Annotated in this window: 10 protein-coding genes; 6 read left to right on the forward strand and 4 right to left on the reverse strand. The window is 39.8% G+C overall.

What is annotated here, in order from left to right:
* Positions 1-2: 2 nt before the first annotated feature.
* Positions 3-647 carry a redoxin domain-containing protein gene (locus G7092_RS04950; RefSeq protein ID WP_166086799.1) on the reverse strand — a complete coding sequence of 215 codons (645 nt, stop codon included), beginning with the start codon at positions 645-647 and terminating at the stop codon, positions 3-5.
* 413 nt (positions 648-1,060) lie between these two features.
* Here G7092_RS04950 and G7092_RS04955 point away from each other — a divergent pair, with 413 nt between their 5' ends.
* The 6 genes from G7092_RS04955 (at position 1,061) to G7092_RS04980 (ending at position 14,263) form a co-directional block, all read left to right on the forward strand.
* Positions 1,061-2,722 carry a L,D-transpeptidase family protein gene (locus G7092_RS04955; protein ID WP_166086802.1) on the forward strand — a complete coding sequence of 554 codons (1,662 nt, stop codon included), beginning with the start codon at positions 1,061-1,063 and terminating at the stop codon, positions 2,720-2,722.
* A 401-nt stretch (positions 2,723-3,123) separates the two neighbouring features.
* A complete protein-coding gene (locus G7092_RS04960) occupies positions 3,124-6,300 on the forward strand; it encodes a SusC/RagA family TonB-linked outer membrane protein (protein WP_202985219.1) in 3,177 nt (1,058 codons plus the stop codon).
* A gap of 5 nt (positions 6,301-6,305) precedes the next feature.
* Positions 6,306-7,904 (forward strand): SusD/RagB family nutrient-binding outer membrane lipoprotein, encoded by a 1,599-nt coding sequence (locus G7092_RS04965; protein ID WP_166086804.1) that lies wholly within the window; start codon positions 6,306-6,308, stop codon positions 7,902-7,904.
* A 151-nt stretch (positions 7,905-8,055) separates the two neighbouring features.
* The gene (locus G7092_RS04970) at positions 8,056-11,370 is read left to right on the forward strand and encodes a VCBS repeat-containing protein (protein WP_166086806.1); all 3,315 of its coding nucleotides are present in this window, start codon (positions 8,056-8,058) and stop codon (positions 11,368-11,370) included.
* Entirely contained in the window at positions 11,370-12,707 is a 1,338-nt protein-coding gene (locus G7092_RS04975) for a vanadium-dependent haloperoxidase (protein ID WP_166086808.1), read from the forward strand. The genes G7092_RS04970 and G7092_RS04975 overlap by 1 nt, the downstream gene beginning before the upstream one ends.
* Positions 12,708-12,712: 5 nt before the next feature.
* Positions 12,713-14,263, forward strand: a complete 1,551-nt coding sequence (locus tag G7092_RS04980) for an FG-GAP repeat domain-containing protein (protein ID WP_166086810.1) — start codon at positions 12,713-12,715, stop codon at positions 14,261-14,263.
* Between the two features lie 115 nt (positions 14,264-14,378).
* On the opposite strand, the gene G7092_RS04985 is transcribed toward G7092_RS04980, so the two are convergent.
* The 3 genes from G7092_RS04985 to G7092_RS04995 form a co-directional block, all read right to left on the reverse strand.
* Positions 14,379-16,652, reverse strand: a complete 2,274-nt coding sequence (locus G7092_RS04985; RefSeq protein WP_166086812.1) for a GH92 family glycosyl hydrolase — start codon at positions 16,650-16,652, stop codon at positions 14,379-14,381.
* A gap of 73 nt (positions 16,653-16,725) precedes the next feature.
* Positions 16,726-18,828, reverse strand: coding sequence for an alpha-L-fucosidase (locus tag G7092_RS04990; RefSeq protein WP_166086814.1), 2,103 nt, complete (start codon positions 18,826-18,828; stop codon positions 16,726-16,728).
* A gap of 9 nt (positions 18,829-18,837) precedes the next feature.
* The gene (locus tag G7092_RS04995; protein ID WP_235953778.1) at positions 18,838-21,132 is read right to left on the reverse strand and encodes a family 20 glycosylhydrolase; all 2,295 of its coding nucleotides are present in this window, start codon (positions 21,130-21,132) and stop codon (positions 18,838-18,840) included.

Here is a 21,132-nt window from a genome sequence, read left to right on the forward strand (position 1 = left end):
GATCAGGCAGATTTTCTGCTATGGTTGATCAATGCTGATTCATAAACCGAAGCAATAATATCATCGGCCGAAAATGTACCCAGAAAGTCGAAATCAATATGACTATATACAACCTGCTTTGAAGGATCGACGATGTAAGTAGCCAATAAAGGCGCATTTACATCAATCCCTGAAAACCTATTCCAAACAGGATCTTCATCGGAGAACACCCGAAATGCCTGCGCCAGTTCTTTTGCCTCATCATAATAAAAATTAAGGGTAAAACTGTGCTCCCAGGCTTTCTTTTCCAGCTCGTCGGTGCGCTCATCACTGATGATCAACAGGTTTCCGCCACTTGCTTTTATTTCGTTATGGATATTGTTAAGCTGTTTAAGTAAGTTAAAACCATGATCGTGCCAGTGATGCGAGTAAAAAGCTATAACGAGTGGTTTATTTAAGAGATGTCTTAATGAAACAGGGCCATGCACTTCGGCCCCGTTAAAAAACTGTTGCCAGCGGTTGTAAGTACTATAGAATTTAAGATCTGGTATATAATTGCCGGCTTTAACAGGCTTTAACGGCTGGTATGGTTTAAACGGAAGATCGGCGTCTGCAACGATCTCTGACAGATCAAAAAAAGGATATTTGGTATTATTTGTAGTTAACATTTTAAATAGAATGAAGATTAAATGAATTGTAATTGATTAACGTGGTGATAGCTCAGCATCAACAACTGCACAATCCGTAAATTACAGGGTAGTCAGCTAATAGCCGGGCGATTGCGGGCTTTTTTAATTGATTTACCAGATAAGCGTTCATAAAATATATGTTAAATAATGAAATCAGTAAAATATGGGAGTAGACGGGATCGACAGAAGGTATAATTCAACAACAGCAACACATGACCATTTTGCTATCGACGCGATGCAAAAAGAGAGGTGTATTTAATATAGATTTACTGCCCGACATGATTTTGAATGTTCTGAAGTTCAAATATACTACAATGTCTATATATTTAGTATATATTTTATAAATTATTTTTTTGTCTTTTGTTTTTTATCTTTCAGACAAAAAATAAACTATGCTAAACAGGCGGATAAAACAATATACTCTACTGATAATCACCAGCATTTCTATCCTGTTCAGCTGTAAACAAAACCCCAAACACCGGGTATCAAAAGCCGATTCTATTAAAAAGAAGATTGTAAAGGAATGGAATAAAACCATCCCGGGGAGTTTTAGTGATCAAACCGAAGCGGTTTTTGACAGCATACAAATAAATATTTTCCTCAAAAAGTATCCGGCTTTTGATTCCTACGCAAAAGATATTAACCAGTTTTACAGCAAGCGTAAATTTGCCTATGCCTGGTATGCCAAGAGCATATTAATAGAACAAGCCGGCAACCTGGTTGACAGATTAAACAATTTACAAAGCGAAGGTATATATAAGGCCATCCCCTATCCCAAATCTTTAGACTCACTGGTGTTTGATGCTCACCCCAAGGCGGCTAATATTAAAGCCAAGACAAATATTACCACCGAACTGATGCTTACCGCACAGTACTTTGTTTTTTCGAAACTGGCCTTTCAGGGTATGAGCGATTCAGTTACACGTGCAGTAAACTGGTACCTGCCGCGTAAAAAGGTATCTTATAATGATTATTTGGATAGTTTATTAAAAAAAACAGGCAAATCAAGCAATGTTTTATCTGAACCTGTTTATCGTCAATACGATCTTTTAAAAGGCTTCCTGGCCAAATACCGCCATTTGGATACGGTGGATAAATGGCAACCCATTGTTCCGGGTAAAAAACTTAAGCCAGGTGATTCCTCTGCGGTAATATCCTTAATCAAAAAACGACTTTATAAACTGGAGGATTTTAAGGGTGACACATTAAACAATGTATATGATGATGAACTGAAAGATGCTTTTAAACAATTTCAGATGCGACATGGACTTACAGCCGATGGTATTGCCGGAACAAGTACTATAACCGAATTAAATGTCCCGCTGAAAACCCGGATGCGACAGATCATCGTTAACATGGAACGTTGCAGATGGCTTCCTGTAAGTTTAAATACTGATTACCTGGCGGTGAATATACCTGAATTTAAACTCCATGTTTATCATGCTGATAGCTTATTATGGAGTTGTAATGTAGTTGTGGGTCAAAAAGTGCATCAAACGGTAATATTCTATGGCGAAATGCAGTATATTGTTTTTAGTCCGTACTGGAACTTACCCGAAAGCATTATACGAAATGAAGTATTGCCCGAGCTTAAAAAGAACCCCAATTATATTACAGAGCATAATATGATTATTACCGGAAAAGAAAATGGGCTTCCGGTGATTAAACAAAAGCCCGGGCCAGCTAACTCCCTGGGGTTAGTTAAATTCCTTTTCCCGAACAGTTATAGCATTTATCTACATGATACACCATCAAAATCATTATTTGGAGAATCATCAAGAGCATTCAGTCATGGCTGTATCCGTGTTGGCGAACCCGCTAAACTGGCTTCATTTTTATTAAAATACGATACTACCTGGACTGCGGACAGGATTAGCAAAGCTATGCACCTGGGTAAGGAGCAGCAAATAACCCTTAAACATAAAACTCCTGTTTTTATAGCCTATTTTACTGCTTTTACAGATCGTAGTAACAAACTCAACTTCCGTAAGGATATATACAATCGGGATGAGCAGCTGGCATCCATGATCATATCTGGAAAAGGCAGATATTAAACAAAACAACAGCCATTCGTCGGTAGAATGAAGCCTTCTTTTTATTTGTCATTTTGACAATAAAATTTGCGATTAAACCATTTGAAGGTTTATAATACTGGCAAATTAAAAAATCAAAATATTTTTCATGGGTTTGTAGGCAATAGTTAAAATTTAATTGTCCACCTCTTAAATCACTTCTTGCGCCGATCCTAGTCCGGCGGCATTAAGTGTGAATTTAACACCAACATTGATTATTAAAACCCGAAAAAATTAGGCCTATGTAAAAAATGCTTACTAACCCTACCAAAGCACAATTACCCGGCGGGAAATTGCTGCTCGACAGAATGATTTTTGAATGTTTATAAATGCAGGTGCAATCGACAGCGCTTGTTATTAACTCCCTTTAAATTCAGTAAAATATGAAATTTTTAAAACACCCAATGGGTGTACATAGGCCATGGATATCCAAATCTTTGCCCTTATGTAAATTAGCCCTTGCAGGTATAGTTCTCATAAATACGCAAACAGTGGCCCATGCCAGTCCAAAGTTTACCAACAATCTTGGTTTTAATATCAATAGCAACATTGCAAAGATTAGTGGTAAAGTTATTGACGAAAAAGGAGAACCTCTTGTTGGCGTAAGTATCAGGGTAAAAGGCACTACAACAGGTACACAAACCGATGCCAATGGTAACTTTACACTGGAAGCCGATAGCAAAACGGTTTTGATTGTAAGCTATATAGGTTTTACTACAAAAGAAGTAGCTGTAGGTTCAAAAACATCATTAACTATAACCCTAACAAGTAATAATAACCTAAACGAAGTGGTTGTTACGGCTCTGGGTATTAAGAAAGAACAGAAAAAACTGGGTTATGCATTAACAACAGTTAAAGGTGACGTACTTGATAAAGCAAAAGAAAGTAACGTGGCCTTATCATTAGAAGGCAGAGTTGCCGGTTTAAGTATAAATGGTGCTGCGGGTGGCGCCGGTTCATCTGCTCGTATACTATTACGTGGTGTAACCAGTACCAGCTCTACTCAAGGGCCATTATTTGTAATCAATGGAGTTCCAATGGATAATACCCAAAGAGGCCAGTCAGGCGAATGGGGCGGCGCTGATTATGGTGATGGTATTGCTAACATCAACCCGGATGATATTGAAACCATGACCGTACTAAAAGGCCAATCAGCATCAGCCCTCTATGGTACACGTGCTACAGGTGGTGTTATTTTGATCACTACTAAATCAGGCAAGAAAAATTCAGGTTTTGGTGTCGAGTACAATACCAACTACCAAATGGATAAGGTATATGATAATACCGATTTTCAGGATCAGTACGGGCAAGGTGAAAATGGGTTAAAACCTACTACCGTTGCGGGTGCCTTAAGTTCAGGGAACCTTGCATGGGGTGCCAAATTGGATGGATCATCTGTTATACAACTTGATGGTAAACAATATGCTTATTCTAAAACCAGTGATAATTATACCAAATTCTATAAAACAGGTAATACATTTACCAACACTGTAGCATTTACTGGCGGTGGCGAAAGCGGCGCGTTTCGTTTGTCGTTATCTGATATGAATAACCACGCTATTACACCTAATAGTGGTTTAAACAGAAAAACCTTCAACTTTAACGGTATGCAAACCGTTATGAAAAATCTGGATATCAACGTTGTTGCCAATTATATTCTTGACAACGAAAAAAACCGTTCCGGATTGAGTGATGGACCTGGCAACCCTAACAACGTTCAGTTTTTGGCTCCAAATGAACCTCAAAGTATGTTAGCGCCTGGCTATGATGCAAATGGTAAAGAAACGTCGTTTACTAATGATATTTATGTAACCAATCCTTATTTTGCCGCATATAAGTTTGTAAATACTACCAAAAGAGAGCGTTTAATATCTTCACTATCAGCTAAATACAGTGTAACTCCATGGGCTTACGTTCAAGGTAGGGTTGGTTATGATAATATTCATGACTCCCGTTTGAATATCGAACCTACCGGGACTGCTTTTTTAAGCACTCTTGGAGATATGGGGGTTCAAAATACAGAAATTACAGAATTTAACGCCGACGTTTTGGCTGGCATCAAGCACGATCTGATTAAGGACTTTTTAAATCTCGACTTTTCTGCTGGTGGTAATATTCGTAAAAGTACAGCTTCTGGCACTTATATCAGAAATGTTGGTGGTACTGGCTTTATTATACCTTACTTCTATGATCTATCAAATCTGTCTAACCGCGACAGTGGTAATCAGGGAATTTCCAATTTACAGATAAACTCCTTGTATTATACTGCTGATTTTGCTGTAAAAAACTACCTGGTACTGAGTACCACGGGCAGATATGATACGTATAGCAGTATTGCCGGTAATATTGGCCGGGGCATATTTGCGCCTTCAGTATCAGCTAGTTTCATTTTTTCAGATCTGACACACATTAACGGACTTGACTTTGGAAAACTCCGTGTTTCTTACGCAAAAACAAGCTCAAGTGCTGCTCCATATGCTAACCAGGTTTACTATAGTGTAGCAAATCCTATTAATGGCACAAGTGCTGCAACATTTTCAAGCACACTACCCAACCTTACATTAAAACCATTCACCCTAACTGAGCTTGAAATAGGTACTGAGTTAAAGTTTTTAAATGATCGCCTGGGTGTTGATGTCGCTTATTTTGACAGAAAAACTAAAAATGAAATTGTACAGGCTACATTGGATAATTCAACCGGTTATACTTCTCGTTACGCGGCAAGCGCCAGCATGCAAAATAAAGGCGTAGAAGTTGAAATACATGGTACTCCAATTAAAACAAGCACTTTTTCTTGGAACCCCTCATTTAACTTCACTTATATTCATAACAAAGTATTGGAAACCGACGCTCAGGGTGCCAACTTAGGTTTAGGAACCTATCGTCCGTTAAATGCAACCACAGCCTTTGTTAAAGGTATGTCAGGCCCTCAGATCATGGCCAATGATTATAAACGCGATGCAAATGGTAATATCATATTTGATGCTAACGGTAACGCCGAATTTACTGCTCGTAAAGCAGTAGGTAGTGTAACACCTAAATTTTATGGTGGTTTAAACAACGATTTTAACTACAAGAATTTCAACCTGGGTTTCCTGATTGATTATCGTTATGGTAATAAAATATTATCCGCTACTAACTATTACAGCATCTTCCGTGGTTTAAACAAAATGACATTAGTTGGTCGTGATGGTGGTGTTGTAGGTGTAGGTGTAACAGAATCAGGCACTCCAAATACCGTAAAAGTACCTGCGGAAACTTATTACCAAACTTTAGCTAAAAATGTATCAGCGTTAAACGCGTTGGACGGCAGCTTTATTAAACTTCGCCAGGTTACCTTTGGATATACTATCCCTAAAAATGTATTGGGTACTACCCCATTCAATTCTATAACTGTATCACTGGTAGCCAGAAACTTATGGACTATTATGAAACGTTCGGATAATATTGATCCGGAATCGAATTTTGCACCTGGAATTAATTATGCAGGTATCGAAGGCACAAGCGTACCTGCTGTTAGAACTTATGGGTTTAATGTTAATTTCAAACTTAAAAAATAACTCAGATGAAAAAACGACTAATATATAGTTTCCTGCTTGCTGGCTCCACCTTAATAGCGGGTTGTACTAAAAATTTCGACCAAATAAATACAGACCCAACTAAGATAAATGGAGATCTGATCATTCCGGATTATTTCATGGCGCAGGCACAAATCCAGTTCTCTAATTTGGGTTATGGGCAGTTATTATTTCAAAGCATGTGGAGTCAGGCTCTGGCCTCAACCTATGACTATTATGGTAATGGTGATAAATATGTACTTCGCGGAAGTTTTGATAGTTATAAAGCCAACTTATGGAACAATGGCTATAATGCAACAACACTGCTTGATGAGATGAAAAACCTGATCAAGGGAAAAGCAGCTTATGGCAATCTGGATAACTGCGGTACTATTATGCGAATGCTTATACTGCAACGTATTACGGATACTTATGGCGATATCCCGTTCTCGCAGGAAGGCCAGGCAAAAACAGGTGTATACACTCCTGTGTTTGATACGCAGCAAAGCATTTATACCTCAATGCTCGACCAGTTAGATAAGGCTTGTACTGCCCTTGATGTTTCAAAACCAGGTCCAACCAGCGATCTGTTTTATGGCGGTAACGCTGACCAGGTAAACCAATGGAAAAAATTGGGTTATTCATTAATGCTGAGAGCTGCCATGCGCTTAACAAAAATCGCACCTGATGTAGCTCAAAGTTATGCTGAAAAAGCATATAAGGGTGGTACAATGGCGGGAATCAATGATAACGCCAAAGTAAAAACCGACAATGCCCACTCCAATGGCAATGCAGATGCCGGAGCTTTAACAGTGCCCGACGATTTTAGAGAAGTACGCTGGGGTAAAACCTTGTTTGATTACATGAATAGTAATAACGACCCACGCGTTAATGCCATTGGTGAAATATCAGCGGGCACCGGTAAAAAAGCTAATGAAACTCAAATTCCTGGAATTTTACCAACTGGTCAGCAATTAGGTATGCCTAATGGTTATGATTTAGGAGGTGGTGCAACAGATATTTCAAAAGCGCCTGGTTATCCTGGAGCAACCCCCGCTGATCCTGCAGTACCAGGTGACGCCCCTGCTCCGGTTGCCAAATACTCACGCCCGAAATTTGCTGTATACGACGATCGTAATCGTTACAACTTCCTGTTAACTTATGGCGAAACTGAGCTTTTATTAGCAGAAGCATCTACAAGGGGCTGGAACACAGGTACCGCTGCTACACATTTTTCAAACGCACTTACTGCAGATATGCAAACGTTAGGGCAATTCGGTACAACTTCTGTTAACGCTGCCGATATAGCTACTTATGTTGCGGCACATCCACTTAATCCGGCCACTGCTATGCAGCAGATTAACATGGAATACTATGTGGAGACCGCCACTGTATTTAACTTCATTGAAACATGGTGCAACTGGAGAAGATCTGGTTACCCAGCTTTAGTAGCTGTTGTGTACCCAAATCAATTTGCTACAAGCGTACCAAGAAGGGTACCTTACCCGGTTACTTTACCATCAACCAACGGTGCTAATTATAACGCTGCTGTTGCCAAACTTTCTGGTGGTGATACTTTTACCGCAAGGGTTTACTGGGATAAATAATATCCTTATAACATGTTAAAAAAACAAGGCTATGGATTCATAGCCTTGTTTTTTAATTTTTACACAAAAAAGGGGTATTGATATTGGCTGCAATTGCATATCAAATGTTTATTTTTATAATTACCGTACATCATATAAAATCAGCTCATTAATGTATTGTTCCTTCCCGTTTGTTTCCCTTTTAAAAAGGCTACTTAATCATAAATGGAGCATCATACTCCTGCTGTGCTTTACTGCTCTTTCAGCAAAAGCTCAACAACCACTTTTTAAACTATTATCTCCTGAGCAAACCAACATTACATTCAAAAACAATCTTGTAGAGGATGAGCATTTGAATGTTTTATCGTACGAGTATTTATATAATGGCGGTGGTGTGGCTGTTGGAGATATCAATAATGATGGATTGGTGGATATCTTCTTCACCAGTAACCTGGGCCCCAATAAACTCTATCTGAATCTGGGCAATTTCAAATTCAAAGATATTACCAAAGAAGCCGGTGCAGAATTGGCCGGGCGACCAGGTGACTGGAAAACCGGTGTTACCATGGCCGATGTAAACGGCGATGGCCTGTTGGATATTTATGTATGTTATTCGGGGCTTGGTGATAACAGTAAACGCCGCAATCAATTATTCATCAACAAGGGTAATAATAAGTTTGTTGAACAGGCTAAGGAATACGGCTTAGACGATCCTGGCTATAGTACCCAGGCTGTGTTTTTTGATTACAATAACGATGGTAAACTGGATATGTTCCTGCTTAACCATAATGTAAAAAAAATAAACAATCTGGAATTTGCCCAGAATAAAAAGGAAACTGACGAATTAGCCAGCAATAAACTTTTTGAAAATCAGGGAGGGCACTTTATAGATGTTTCAAAAAAAGCCGGTATTATACAAAACCCACTCACTTTTGGCTTAGGTGTTGCCATTGCCGATATCAATAAAGATGGCTTTCAGGATATTTATGTAACCAATGATTATAACGAACCCGATTATATGTACATCAATAATGGGGACGGAACTTTTACTGATAAAAGTAAACAAAGCTTAAGACATCTATCCCAATTTTCAATGGGTGTAGATATTGCAGACATGAATAATGACGGACTCCCTGACATCATGACCCTGGATATGCTCCCCCCGGATAATCGCAGGCAAAAGCTTTTGCAACTCCAGGAAAATTATGAATCGTTTGAGTTAATGTTACAACAGGATCTGTATAAGCAATACATGCGTAACATGCTGCAGCTAAACAATGGCGATGGTACTTTTAGTGAAATAGGCCAATTGGCAGGTATTTCCAATACTGACTGGAGCTGGTGCCCGCTTATGGCCGACTTTGATAACGACGGTTATAAGGATATTTTTATTTCCAACGGTTATTTCAGGGATTATACTAATAAAGATTTTTTAAGATACTGGGGCGATTATAAGCTTAAAAAAGCTATGGATCGCGAACCGTACTTACTGATGGATCTGGTGAAAGCCATGCCATCTACAACCTTGTCAAACTACATTTTCCAAAACAATCACGATCTTACTTTCACTGAAAAGAAACAAGATTGGGGTATCAATAAACCAGGCATATCGAGCGGTGCCGTTTACGCTGATCTGGATAATGATGGCGACCTCGATCTCATTACCAACAATATCAACAGCGAAGCTTCCATTTATCGGAACATGACGATGGAGACTTCTAAAAAAAATTATGTGGCCGTTAATTTAAAACAGGGCGGTCCCAATGTAAACGCCATAGGCGCTAAAGTTTATGTGTATAATGATAAACAAACACAATATCAGGAGGTTAATCCCAGCAGGGGTTACCTATCATGCGTGTCCACTGTTTTAAACTTTGGGCTTGGCGATCAAAATAAAATCGACTCCATCCGGATCATATGGCCCGATCAAACCACACAATTATTAACTGATGTAAAGGCCAATCAACGTTTAAATATTATTTATAAAGCAGGCTTGGCCGTCTACAAACCAACGGCTAAAAGTAATAAAACGCAATTAAGCCTAGCGAAACCAATTATTGATTATAAACATACTGAAACTACCATAAACGATTTTAAACGTCAGTTGCTGATGCTCTTCATGAGTTCCAAAACGGGCCCGGTTATAGCTAAGGCTGATGTTAATAAAGATGGGTTGGAAGACTTGTTTATTGGTGGTGATCAAAACACACCGGGTAAAATCTACATCCAAAAACCAAATGGGACATTTACAGCTACAGAAGTATCTGATCTGAATCATGAAAACACCGCCGCGGCTGTGTTTTTTGACGCCAATGGCGATGGTTTTCCTGATCTGTATGTGGCTAAAGGAGGGTATTCCTTATTAGAGCCCAACACATCTGATTTGCAGGATAAATTATATCTCAATGATGGTAAGGGAAATTTCACGCTGTCAACAACTTCCCTACCCCAGCTTAATGCCGACAGTAAATCATGCATACGTCCCTGTGATTATAATAACGATGGCAAAATAGATCTCTTTGTGGGCTCTAATGTTATCCCCGGCCAATATCCGGTAACCCCTAAAAGTTATTTATTAACCAATGCCGGCGATGGCCGCTTTGTCACTACCGATGTGCCTTTTACTGCCTGCGGTATGGTTAAGGATGCGCAATGGGCCGATTTAAATGGCGATGGCCGTAAAGATCTGATCATTTGTGGTGAATTTATGCCCATCATGGTTTATATCAATACCACCAATGGCTTTGTGGATGAAACTACCAAATACTTTGATCATCCGGAAAGTGGCTTTTGGAATACTTTGACAGTTGCTGATATAGATGGTGATGGTAAACCAGATATTATAGCCGGCAATCTGGGTACCAATACTCAGATACATGCCACAACTACCGAACCCGCTGAAATGTATTATGCGGATTTTGATGGCAACGGTTCTATCGATCCATTCTTTAATTTTTATATTCAAGGGGTAAGCTACCCGTTTGTTAGCCGTGATGAATTAAACGAGCAAATATATCCCATGCGTAAAAAATTCAGCTCGTACAAGGCCTATTGTGATGCTACGATGAAGGATATCTTTAGTCCGGATGATTTGGCTAAAGCTTCAAAGCTAACCGCCAATGAAGTGCAGACCAGCTGTTTTCTGAATAAGAATGGCAAATTTATAAAGGTCGGCTTACCTATTGAAGCTCAGTTTTCTATGGTTACTCAAATAATTACAGGCGATTTTAATCATGATGGTAAAGTTGATCTCCTATTACTAGGTAACCATTCTGATAATCGCTTGAAACTTGGTAGTTTTGATGCCAATTATGGTTGTCTGCTGACAGGCAATGGCAAGGGAGACTTTAAATATCAAACTCAGTTATCGTCAGGGCTATCAGTTACTGGAGATGTAAAGTCAGCGATAGAAACAAAAATAAATGGCTCAAAATACCTATTGATAGGTGTATCTGGCCAGCCACTACAATTCTATAAAGAAAACTAATGATTAAGAATATATTCATCTTTTTGCTGATTCTTTGCAGTGCAACTTTTGGCTATGCGCAAAAAACTAAAAAGGCATTACCTGATTATTTACAGTTGGATAAGGCCATCAATGCAATATCGGCAGTAATGATCCACGATGTAGTAAATCCGCCTGCGGCAGCCCGCTATTATAATTATGTTATGCTGGGTGCTTATAATCTTACAGCTTTAAATAATAAAGAGATAGTTCCGCTTGCTGATTTTGTAAAAAACTATCAAGAGGATAACCACATCAGTATTGCAAAGGATAAGTACAATTATCAGATAGCCGCGATATACTGCATGTTAGAAACTGGTAAGCAAATGCTTCCTTCGGGCTTTATGTTACAGGATGATGAGGATAAATACATCGCTTTATTAAAAACCAATAAAATAGATGATGATATCATCAAACAATCCGTAGCGGCAGCTTCAGAAATGACCGCCAAAGTAATCAAATACTCTAAAGGCGATAATTACAATAAATTAAGCGGCAGGCTAAGATATACGCCCATAAAAGGCGGTAAAAACTGGTATCCCACTCCCCCAACTTACATGGAGGCGATTGAGCCTAACTGGAAAACTATCAGACCTATGCTTATTGATTCGTCTAATGAATTTGTGCCGGTGCGACCAACCCCATTCAGCACCGATAGTACAAGTGAATTTTACAAACAGGCATATGACGTTTATAAAGTTTCCAAGAACCCTCCGATGGAACAGGTTACCATCGCCAACTTTTGGGATTGTAATCCTTTCGCCGTCACTACATCTGGTCATATGATGATTGGGTTTAAGAAGATCAGTCCGGGAGGACATTGGATGAACATTGCAGGTATTGTTACAAAAAAAGCTGGACTAAGCTTTGATCGTTCAGTAACTGTAATGACGCTTGAAGCGATAACCCTCATGGATGCCTTTATCAGCTGTTGGGACGAAAAATACCGTAGTAATGGTATCCGACCAGAAACTTACATCAACAAGTACATCGACATTACCTGGACACCGTATTTACAAACACCACCATTCCCTGAATACCCAAGCGGTCACGCCGTGCTTTCTAATGCATCAGCGGGGGTTTTAACCTATCTGTTGGGCGACAAATTTGCCTATACAGATGATTCTGAAATTCCATATGGCGTTGGCCCGCGCAGCTTTAAATCTTTTTACGAAGCGGCAGAAGAAGCTTCGATATCCCGCTTTTATGGCGGTATCCACTTTAAAGATGCTATAGTTTTTGGCAATAAACAAGGCCGGCTGGTAGCAGCTAAGGTGATTGAGAAAATAAAAGCTGCAAAAATTACCAGGCAAAATTGATCGGTATGAAAATGAGGGCGTTTATTTTAACCGGGCTTTTTGTTTTGACCGCTCTTATTTGCCTCAATTCCTTTACTTCAAAAAAAACTATACCACGTAACGATGATGGCAAAATACTTTTTGAGAGATACTGTACCAGCTGCCACATGGCTCCAGATCCGGTTAGCTTAACCAAAGAAATATGGCAAAACCATGTATTGCCCGTTATGGCTAGCCGTATGGGAATCATCTACCCTAACTATGACCCTTTAAGAGGATTAAGTGACGAGGAACGGGAAATTGTAAAAAAGAATCACATCATTCCGGATGAACCTATTCTGACCAATGAAGAATATGGTAAAATTGTAAATTACATACTTAGTAATGCGCCAGATAGTGTATTACTAGATAAAAAAAGGTTAACACGTAACAGCCCGTTACAACAATTTGTACGTCAGGATATACCAATAGCAGAAGCTACGCCGTCATTAATAACAGGTTTAGAATACAATACCTCAACCAATACACTTTGGATAGGTGATTTCTATAAAAAGGTTTATAATTGGCAATACGACAAAGGCGTAACTAGGGTTATCAATAGCAACTGCCCGGTGGTTGATTTTAACTTTTACAAGGGAGATACTTATTTTACAGAAATAGGAAAATTATACCCAACGGAGCTTAGCACAGGATCTTATTCGCAATTGAAGGACAGTGTCAGCTCTACCTTAATTAAGGCCTTGCATCGTCCCGTTCACACCGAAATAGATGACCTGGACAATGACGGTGTACCAGAAGTAGTAGTGTGCAATTTCGGAAATAAAACCGGCTCACTTTCTTTGTACAAAAAAGACAAATCCGGAAAATATACCGAAGATGTATTACTACCATTGGCGGGTGCCATTAAGTGTTACATTAAAGATATGGATGGTGATGGTAAAAAGGATATTGTGGCTATGTTTTCGCAAGGAGATGAAAGTGTTTGGATCTTTTACCAAAAGGACAAATTAAAATTTAAGGCTAAAAGAGTTTTACGATTTCCGCCAAATTATGGCACAACAGATATGGTATTGGTTGATTATAATCATGACGGACTTACAGATATCGTTACCGTTCATGGCGATAACGCCGATTATTCCAACATTTTAAAGGCCTACCATGGAATTCGCCTTAACATCAATCAAGGAAATGGTGTATTTAAGGAAAAGTTCTTTTACCCGATATATGGCGTTACCAAGGTATTAGCGGAAGATTTTGACAAAGATGGAGATATTGATTTTGCAGCCACAGCTTTCTTTCCGGAATTTGGAAAACTAGTGGATGAGTCTTTTGTCTACCTGGAAAATAGAGATCAGAATAAGTACATCTTTAAATCATACACACAAAAAAGCGAAGTCCCGATAAAAACATTAACACTTGAAGCAGCAGATGTTGATGGAGATGGAGATTTAGATATTATCATGGGTAACTTTGCTCAAAGCCCCGGTCCTGCTCCTGCGGATCTTGATCAGAAATGGAAATCAGCCAAGTATGGTTTGAGTATTTTTTATAACCAGTTGCATCAGCCTAAGAAATAGTATAATTAAAATTATGTCATTGCGAGCGATAGCGTGACAATCTCCTCGTTTGCATATTGAACGCGATAAGATTGCTTCGTCGTCCTCCCCGCAATGACATATTTTTATATGGTGACTATTTTAGCACCGATACTGCTTTATTAGCATCGCCCACGCCCCAAACCGTTCCCGGTTTATTGCCCATGGTAATTATCAGTTCGCCGCCATCCATAATATCCTTATGTGCAAAATAGGTTTTGTTGTAAACCTTGCCATTTAACAGCATAGCATTAATGTACTTATTTTGTGGACTGTTGTTTTTCACCACGATATGGAAAGTTTTGTTGCCTTGCAATTTCAACGTAGCCTCATTGATAACAGGGCTGCCGAAAACATACAAGCCATTTGCCGGGTTGGCTGAGTAGAAGCCAAGTGCCGATAATACATACCAGGCCGACATCTGGCCAACATCTTCGTTGCCAATAATACCATCGGGTTTATCGGTATAAAAATCATCAAGGATATATCTTACTTTTTCGGCGGTTTTCCAGGGCTGGCCAGAGTAATCATAAAAATAACTCATTGGGTGGCTTGGTTCATTACCATGGGCGTATTGACCGATTAAACCAGATACATCTGGTGATTTAAATTTACCCATATCTCCCTGGGCTATAAACAATGAGTCAAGTTTGGTGTTGAATTTTGCTTCGCCGCCTAAAAGGTTGATCAAGCCCTCGACATCCTGAGGTACCAGGAAAGTATATTGCCAGCCGTTACCCTCGGTAAAATCACCATGTTCATGGATAGAAATAAAGGGACTGTATGGTGTGCGCCATGAGCTTTCTGACAAACGGCCACGCATAAAGCCTGCCTTGGGGTCGTAATAGTTTTTATAGTATTGACCACGTTTGCTGAAATACTCATAATCAGCTTGTTTGCCTAATTTTTTGGCAACCTGCGCAATGCACCAATCATCAATGGCATATTCCATACCCATTGAAACCGATTCAGCAGTACTATCGGCAGGAATATAACCCAGACTTTTCACAAACTTGATACCACGGGCATCCTGCATAGCGGTTGTTTTCATAGCCTCAAAAGCCAGGTTAGCATCAAAACCTTTATAGCCTTTTAGTAAAGCATCAGCCACAACCGGTACCGAGCTGTAACCTACCATACAATTGGTTTCGTTAGCCATGAGATGCCATACCGGTAAACTACCCTGCTGCTGATAAATAGCCAGCATTGAGTTGATCATATCGTTAGTATGCTCCGGATGTATAATGGTAGATAGCGGATTATTTGCTCTGTAAGTATCCCACAAAGAGAAGGTAGTTACATTATTGAATCCCTGGTTTTTATGCACTTTTTTATCCGTCCCCCAGTATTCGCCATTCACATCATTAAATATAGATGGAGCTATCATGGTATGATAAAAAGCGGTATAGAATTTTTTAAGCTGTGATAGTGAATCGGCTTTAATGGTGATCTTTTGAAGCTGGTTGTTCCAGGCTTTATCAGCATCAACAACTACCTTATTAAAATCCCAACCCGGTATTTCGGTTTTAATATTCAGCATCGCGTTTTCGGCACTTACCGGTGATATACCCACTTTGGCATAAACTACCTCGCCTTTTGTAGTGGCAAAACTGATCACGCCTTTAGTCTTCTCGCTTTTCAGCTCGGTTCCGGAAGCAAGCGTTGTATTGTCATAAACCTCGAATTTGCTGATGGGTTTGGAGAATACAGCGGTAAAGTAAATACGCTGATCAGCAGCCCATCCTTTTGAAAAACGGTAGCCTACAATGGTATTTTTATCAACCTGTTTGATATAGGTTTCCATTGGTTTGTCCCAACCGATACCTTCTTTTAAATCGATCACGATATGAGCATCTTTTGCAGCCGGGAAGGTGTATTTATGCATACCTACCCTGGTGCTTGCAGTAAGCTCCACCCCTATACTATAACGTTTTAGCTTAACTTTATAATAACCGGGTTTTACTACTTCGTCCTGATGACTAAATAGTGAAGTATAGCCACTTTGCAGATCTTTGATACTACCTTTGGTTACTTTAATAGGTCCGGTGGTTGGCATAAAGGAAATATCGCCCAGATCGCCTATGCCGGTACCGCTCAAATGGGTATGCTGAAAACCGATGATAGTTGAATCGGATATATGATAGCCCGAACACCAGTCCCAGCCCTCCGAAATATTGGTTGGCCCTAATTGAACCGCTCCAAAAGGTACGCTGGCGCCCACAAAAACGTGACCGTGGAACCCCGTACCAATGTAAGGATCGACATATTGAGTTAAACTACCTTGCTTTGCCGCAGCCGGTTTATGCGCCTGGCTAAACGAATTTGAACAAAATAATGCCAGTAACCCGGCTAAACAGATCTGTTTTTTCATTGAATGATTTGATATAGAAATAGTATTGGGTTTATAATTCTATACAAACATAAACCCAATACTTAATAGTTTATTAATAAACGCTTAATTCGGCAACAGTAATACCATTTCCTGAAATTACATGTGTTGCCTCAAATTTAAAATATCTGGCTTTAACCGGCTCTTTTAAAATAACCGGTTGCTCAATCAGGCTTGCTTTAATGTTAGAAAATTCGCCCGAAGCCACTTTTTGCCATTCTTTACCATCATTACTGATGTAGAACACATAGCTATCCACAATTCCATCAAATTGTTTATCCTGGCGTGGCAAATAGCCAAAAGCCTTTATCTGTTTAATACCACCCAGATCAATGCTTATTTGTTGCGGAAAAGATGCGTTTTCCTGTTTTGAAGTACTGTAAAGAGAATGGCTATTTTCGTCAATAGCGTTTTCGGCCCGGTTATTATTATTGGCATCAATAACCTTCCAATCAGCCTTAGCATATCCTAATGAGGCAAAAACAACTTCACTTTGCTGATCTTTTCCCTCAAAACTACGTGCTTTTACTACCGCACCATTAGTTATAATAAAAGGGGCCTTATATAATGGCGACTGTAAAGTGGGCTCCTGTCCGTTTAAAGTATAGTGAATAGAATTTACAGGCGCTTCGGTGGTGATACTTACCTCTCCGTTTTTGTTACGATTGATCTTTGGAGCAGTTAGGTGAACCGGTTCTTTATAAATGCCAAAATCACTCAAAGCTATGGCAGCCTGCGAACCGGTTATACGCAATCTTAATTTTGATGCTGTTAGATTTTGAGTTAAACGAATAAGCCGGTTCCCTCCTATGCTAGTTGCCGAAGCAATTTGCTGCCATTTGCCATTGGTAAACGCGTCAACAGCGAGCGAATCGATGCGTTGTCCTAATTTAATATTTTCACGTACTCTAATTACATTAAATGTTTTAGGAGTATGCAGATCAATAGTTAACTGAGGTGTCGTTACTTTATCGTCTGTAGTCCAGTAGGTATAGCGATCGTTATCCAATAAAAACTGTGGGCCGTATTTAACCTTGTTGCCACCACGTACGTTACTTGCTGTAAGCGTTGCTCCTTTTGCCAGATTTACCGCAAAGGTTTGTTTCAATAACTGGCCAAATTCGGTAAGGGATTTTACATCTATCTCATTAACAATACCCCGCTGATCAGGCGATAAGCCCAAGTCAAGTGAAGCACCACGGCCAACACTTTTGTAATACAGATCGAGCAAAGTATAAGGTGATTTTACGCCGCCATCCTGTGTTTTATGGTAAAACCACCCGGGTCTTAATGATACATCGCATTCAGCCGGCATCCAGTATTTACCATCGCGGGTACCTTCTGTACCTTCATAATCTTTTACGTATCCATTGCCGGGTTCTTTACCTTCATCCGGAGCATGAGGAGTATAAGTAGCCCAGCAGGTTTCGCCGGCATGGCCTTCTTCATTACCTACCCAACGTACATCCGGACCTACATCGCCAAATATAACCGCGTTGGGTTGTAGTTTGCGGGTAATGCCCCAGGTGTTCTTCCAGTCGTAATAAGTTGAACGGTCTATTTTACGTATTTCGTGCTTGCCGCCATAGTAGCCATCACCGCCATTGGCACCATCGTGCCAGGAGATGAACAATGGGCCGTAATGTGTGTACAGTTCCCGTAATTGTTCCTGATATATTTTTAAATATTCGGGGGTACCATAGTTGGGATTGTTTCTATCCCAGGGAGAGCAGTAAACACCCAATTTCATCCCTAACTTGTCACAAGCCTCCCGGTATTCCTGCAGTATATCGCCTTTACCATTTTTATATGGGCTTTGTGATATGTTGTGTTCTGTTGTTTTGGTTGGCCAAAGGCAAAAGCCATCATGATGTTTTGCTACCACTACAACACCTTTAAATCCACCGGCTTTAGCCGCGGCTACTATTTGCATAGCGCTAAATTGAGATGGATTAAGCAATTTAGGATCTTCGTCACCATAGCCCCACTCCTTGTTGGTATAAGTATCCAAACCGTAGTGTATGATGCAATACATCTCCATTTCCTGCCAGTTAAGTTGCCCCTGCGTTGGTAAAGGTCCATAAGGTTTTGGGGGAGTCTGACTAAAGCATCGAAGACTAACAATAAACAGTAATACTAACAAGATAATTCTTTTCATTGCTGATATTTAATTTTTTAACCATTCGGCAGGGACATCCTGCCGGGCCGAACCATTTACACTATATTGTAGTTTAAGGGTAAAACCTCCACCGCCTTCAATAAAATCAAGTGCGAAAGGATGTAAGCCCATTTTCAGCGCTATCTGTCCGCTCCTTTCTTGGGCAGAATGGTTACCGTCGTTATCAACCACCGTTGCAGGACCAATTTTTAATACAGCTCCGTCATCAGCAGTTAAATAGAAACTATAAATACCATCAGCTGGTACATCTATATACCCTTTATAAGCTATACCAAATGATGGGGCTTTTACCGTTGATGGCACCTCGATGGCAGTAGCGGTAAACGTACTGTCAACCCTGGCTTTCTTCATCAGGGATGTTTGTTTGAAATAAGCTTTGTAATATTTGCAATCTAATCCAGGTTTTGTACTCCTTACCTTTATCGGGCCAAGCATATATTGCTTAGTATAGTTTAAATTATAAACATCACCGCGTGTACCATTAGCGGTAAAGGCTGCAACCCTAACAGTTTCATTATTGGTTATGCTTAAAGCTTCTGGTAATTCCCGTGATTTAACATCGGGCAAAGAGCCATCGGTTGTATAACGAATAATAAGCGAAGGCAGCGGTTTGTTAATACTTAAACTTCCCTCATCAGTAAATACATAATTGTTTAGCAATCCGGGAAGATCAGGTAAGCGATAATTGATATTCATAGCATCCATCCGGCTATATTGTTTTACCAAACGTTTCTGGTAAGAGTCATATTTATCAGGCTTGTTTGTCCATAACATTTCGGCCAGGGCGGTAAGTCGAGGCATGTACATATAGTCAGCTCTCTTTTCAGAAGGGATCATTTCTGTCCAGATATTGGCTTGTGCACCGATAATAGATTTGGCTTCTTCGGCATTTAGCGCTTTTGGGATCGGGTTAAAATGATATACTTTATCAACTGAATACTGATCTGGCTGGTAATCAAAATATAAAGGTTCTCCCGGAGTCATAATCACGGTGTTACCGTTTTTCACCGCTTTTACCGGGGCATCAGGTACCCAGGTGCGCCAGTACATAATGATGGCCGTGGGACTGATACCACCTTCGATAATCTCATCCCAACCAATCAATTTACGACCTTTGGAGTTAAAAAACTTCTCCATGCGATTGATAAAATAGCTTTGCAGGGCAGGCAGGTCTTTGATCCCTTCACGTTCCATTAAAGCTTTACAATCAGCAGATTTACCCCAGTCTGTACGATCAACTTCATCACCACCAATATGAATGTATTGTGACGGGAAAATATCCATGATTTCGCTGTATACATTTTGTGCAAATTCATAAGTTGACTCTAATCCTGGGCAAATAGGCTTGGTAAACAATGTACCCCAGGAATTTTCGCCATTACAGGTTAAAAAAGGATAAGAGTTAATAGCTGCCATCATATGACCAGGCATATCAATTTCGGGTATGATGTCGATATGACGGGCGGCGGCATAAGCTACCACCCCTTTCATTTCCTGTTGGGTATAAAAGCCGCCATACATGGTTTTGCCATTGCGTTGGACGATATGTTCTTTGTCGATAACAAAATCGGGATTATCCTTAGCCTTTTTCATACAGGCCGAATCCTGGTTATTAAAAGTACGCCAAGCGCCTTCTTCAGTTAGCTTTGGATATTTTTTGATCTCGATGCGCCAGCCCTGATCATCAGTTAAATGCAAGTGGAACTTGTTCATTTTATAAAGAGCCATCCTGTCGATAAACTTTTTCAGATAATTTATCGAGAAGAAATGTCGGGAAACATCCAAATGCATACCACGCCATGCATAAGCGGGTTGATCCTGAATAGTTACCACCGGCAACAATAAAGTTTTAGCCATTTTACCTTTTTCTACAGAAACCGGTAACAGTTGACGAATAGTTTCAATCCCATGAAACATACCAGCCGCGTCTTTAGCCGCGATGATTACCTGTTGTTTACTGATAGTCAGCTTATAAGCCTCAGGTGCTGTTAATGAAGCATCATATACCAAATTAATGGCATTGGCTTTATTGCCTTTGACTATTGGTAGTTTTTTGCCTAAACCTTTTAACAATAGCTGATTGAGCTGATTGGCTTCGTCAGTAAATTGCTTCGCGGTTGTGATGCTGGTTTTATTGTTAATAATAAAAGCTCCTTTTCCTGCTACTAATTGCGTTGGATAGGGTATCAAGGGAAACCGGGCTGCTGTTTCTTGCGCGTTTGCAGCATCAACACAGGTAAACATCAATGTTGCAGCCAACAAATATTTTGAAATAGTCTTCAT

Origin of the sequence: Mucilaginibacter inviolabilis, assembly GCF_011089895.1 — a bacterium.
GTDB classification, from domain to species: domain Bacteria; phylum Bacteroidota; class Bacteroidia; order Sphingobacteriales; family Sphingobacteriaceae; genus Mucilaginibacter; species Mucilaginibacter inviolabilis.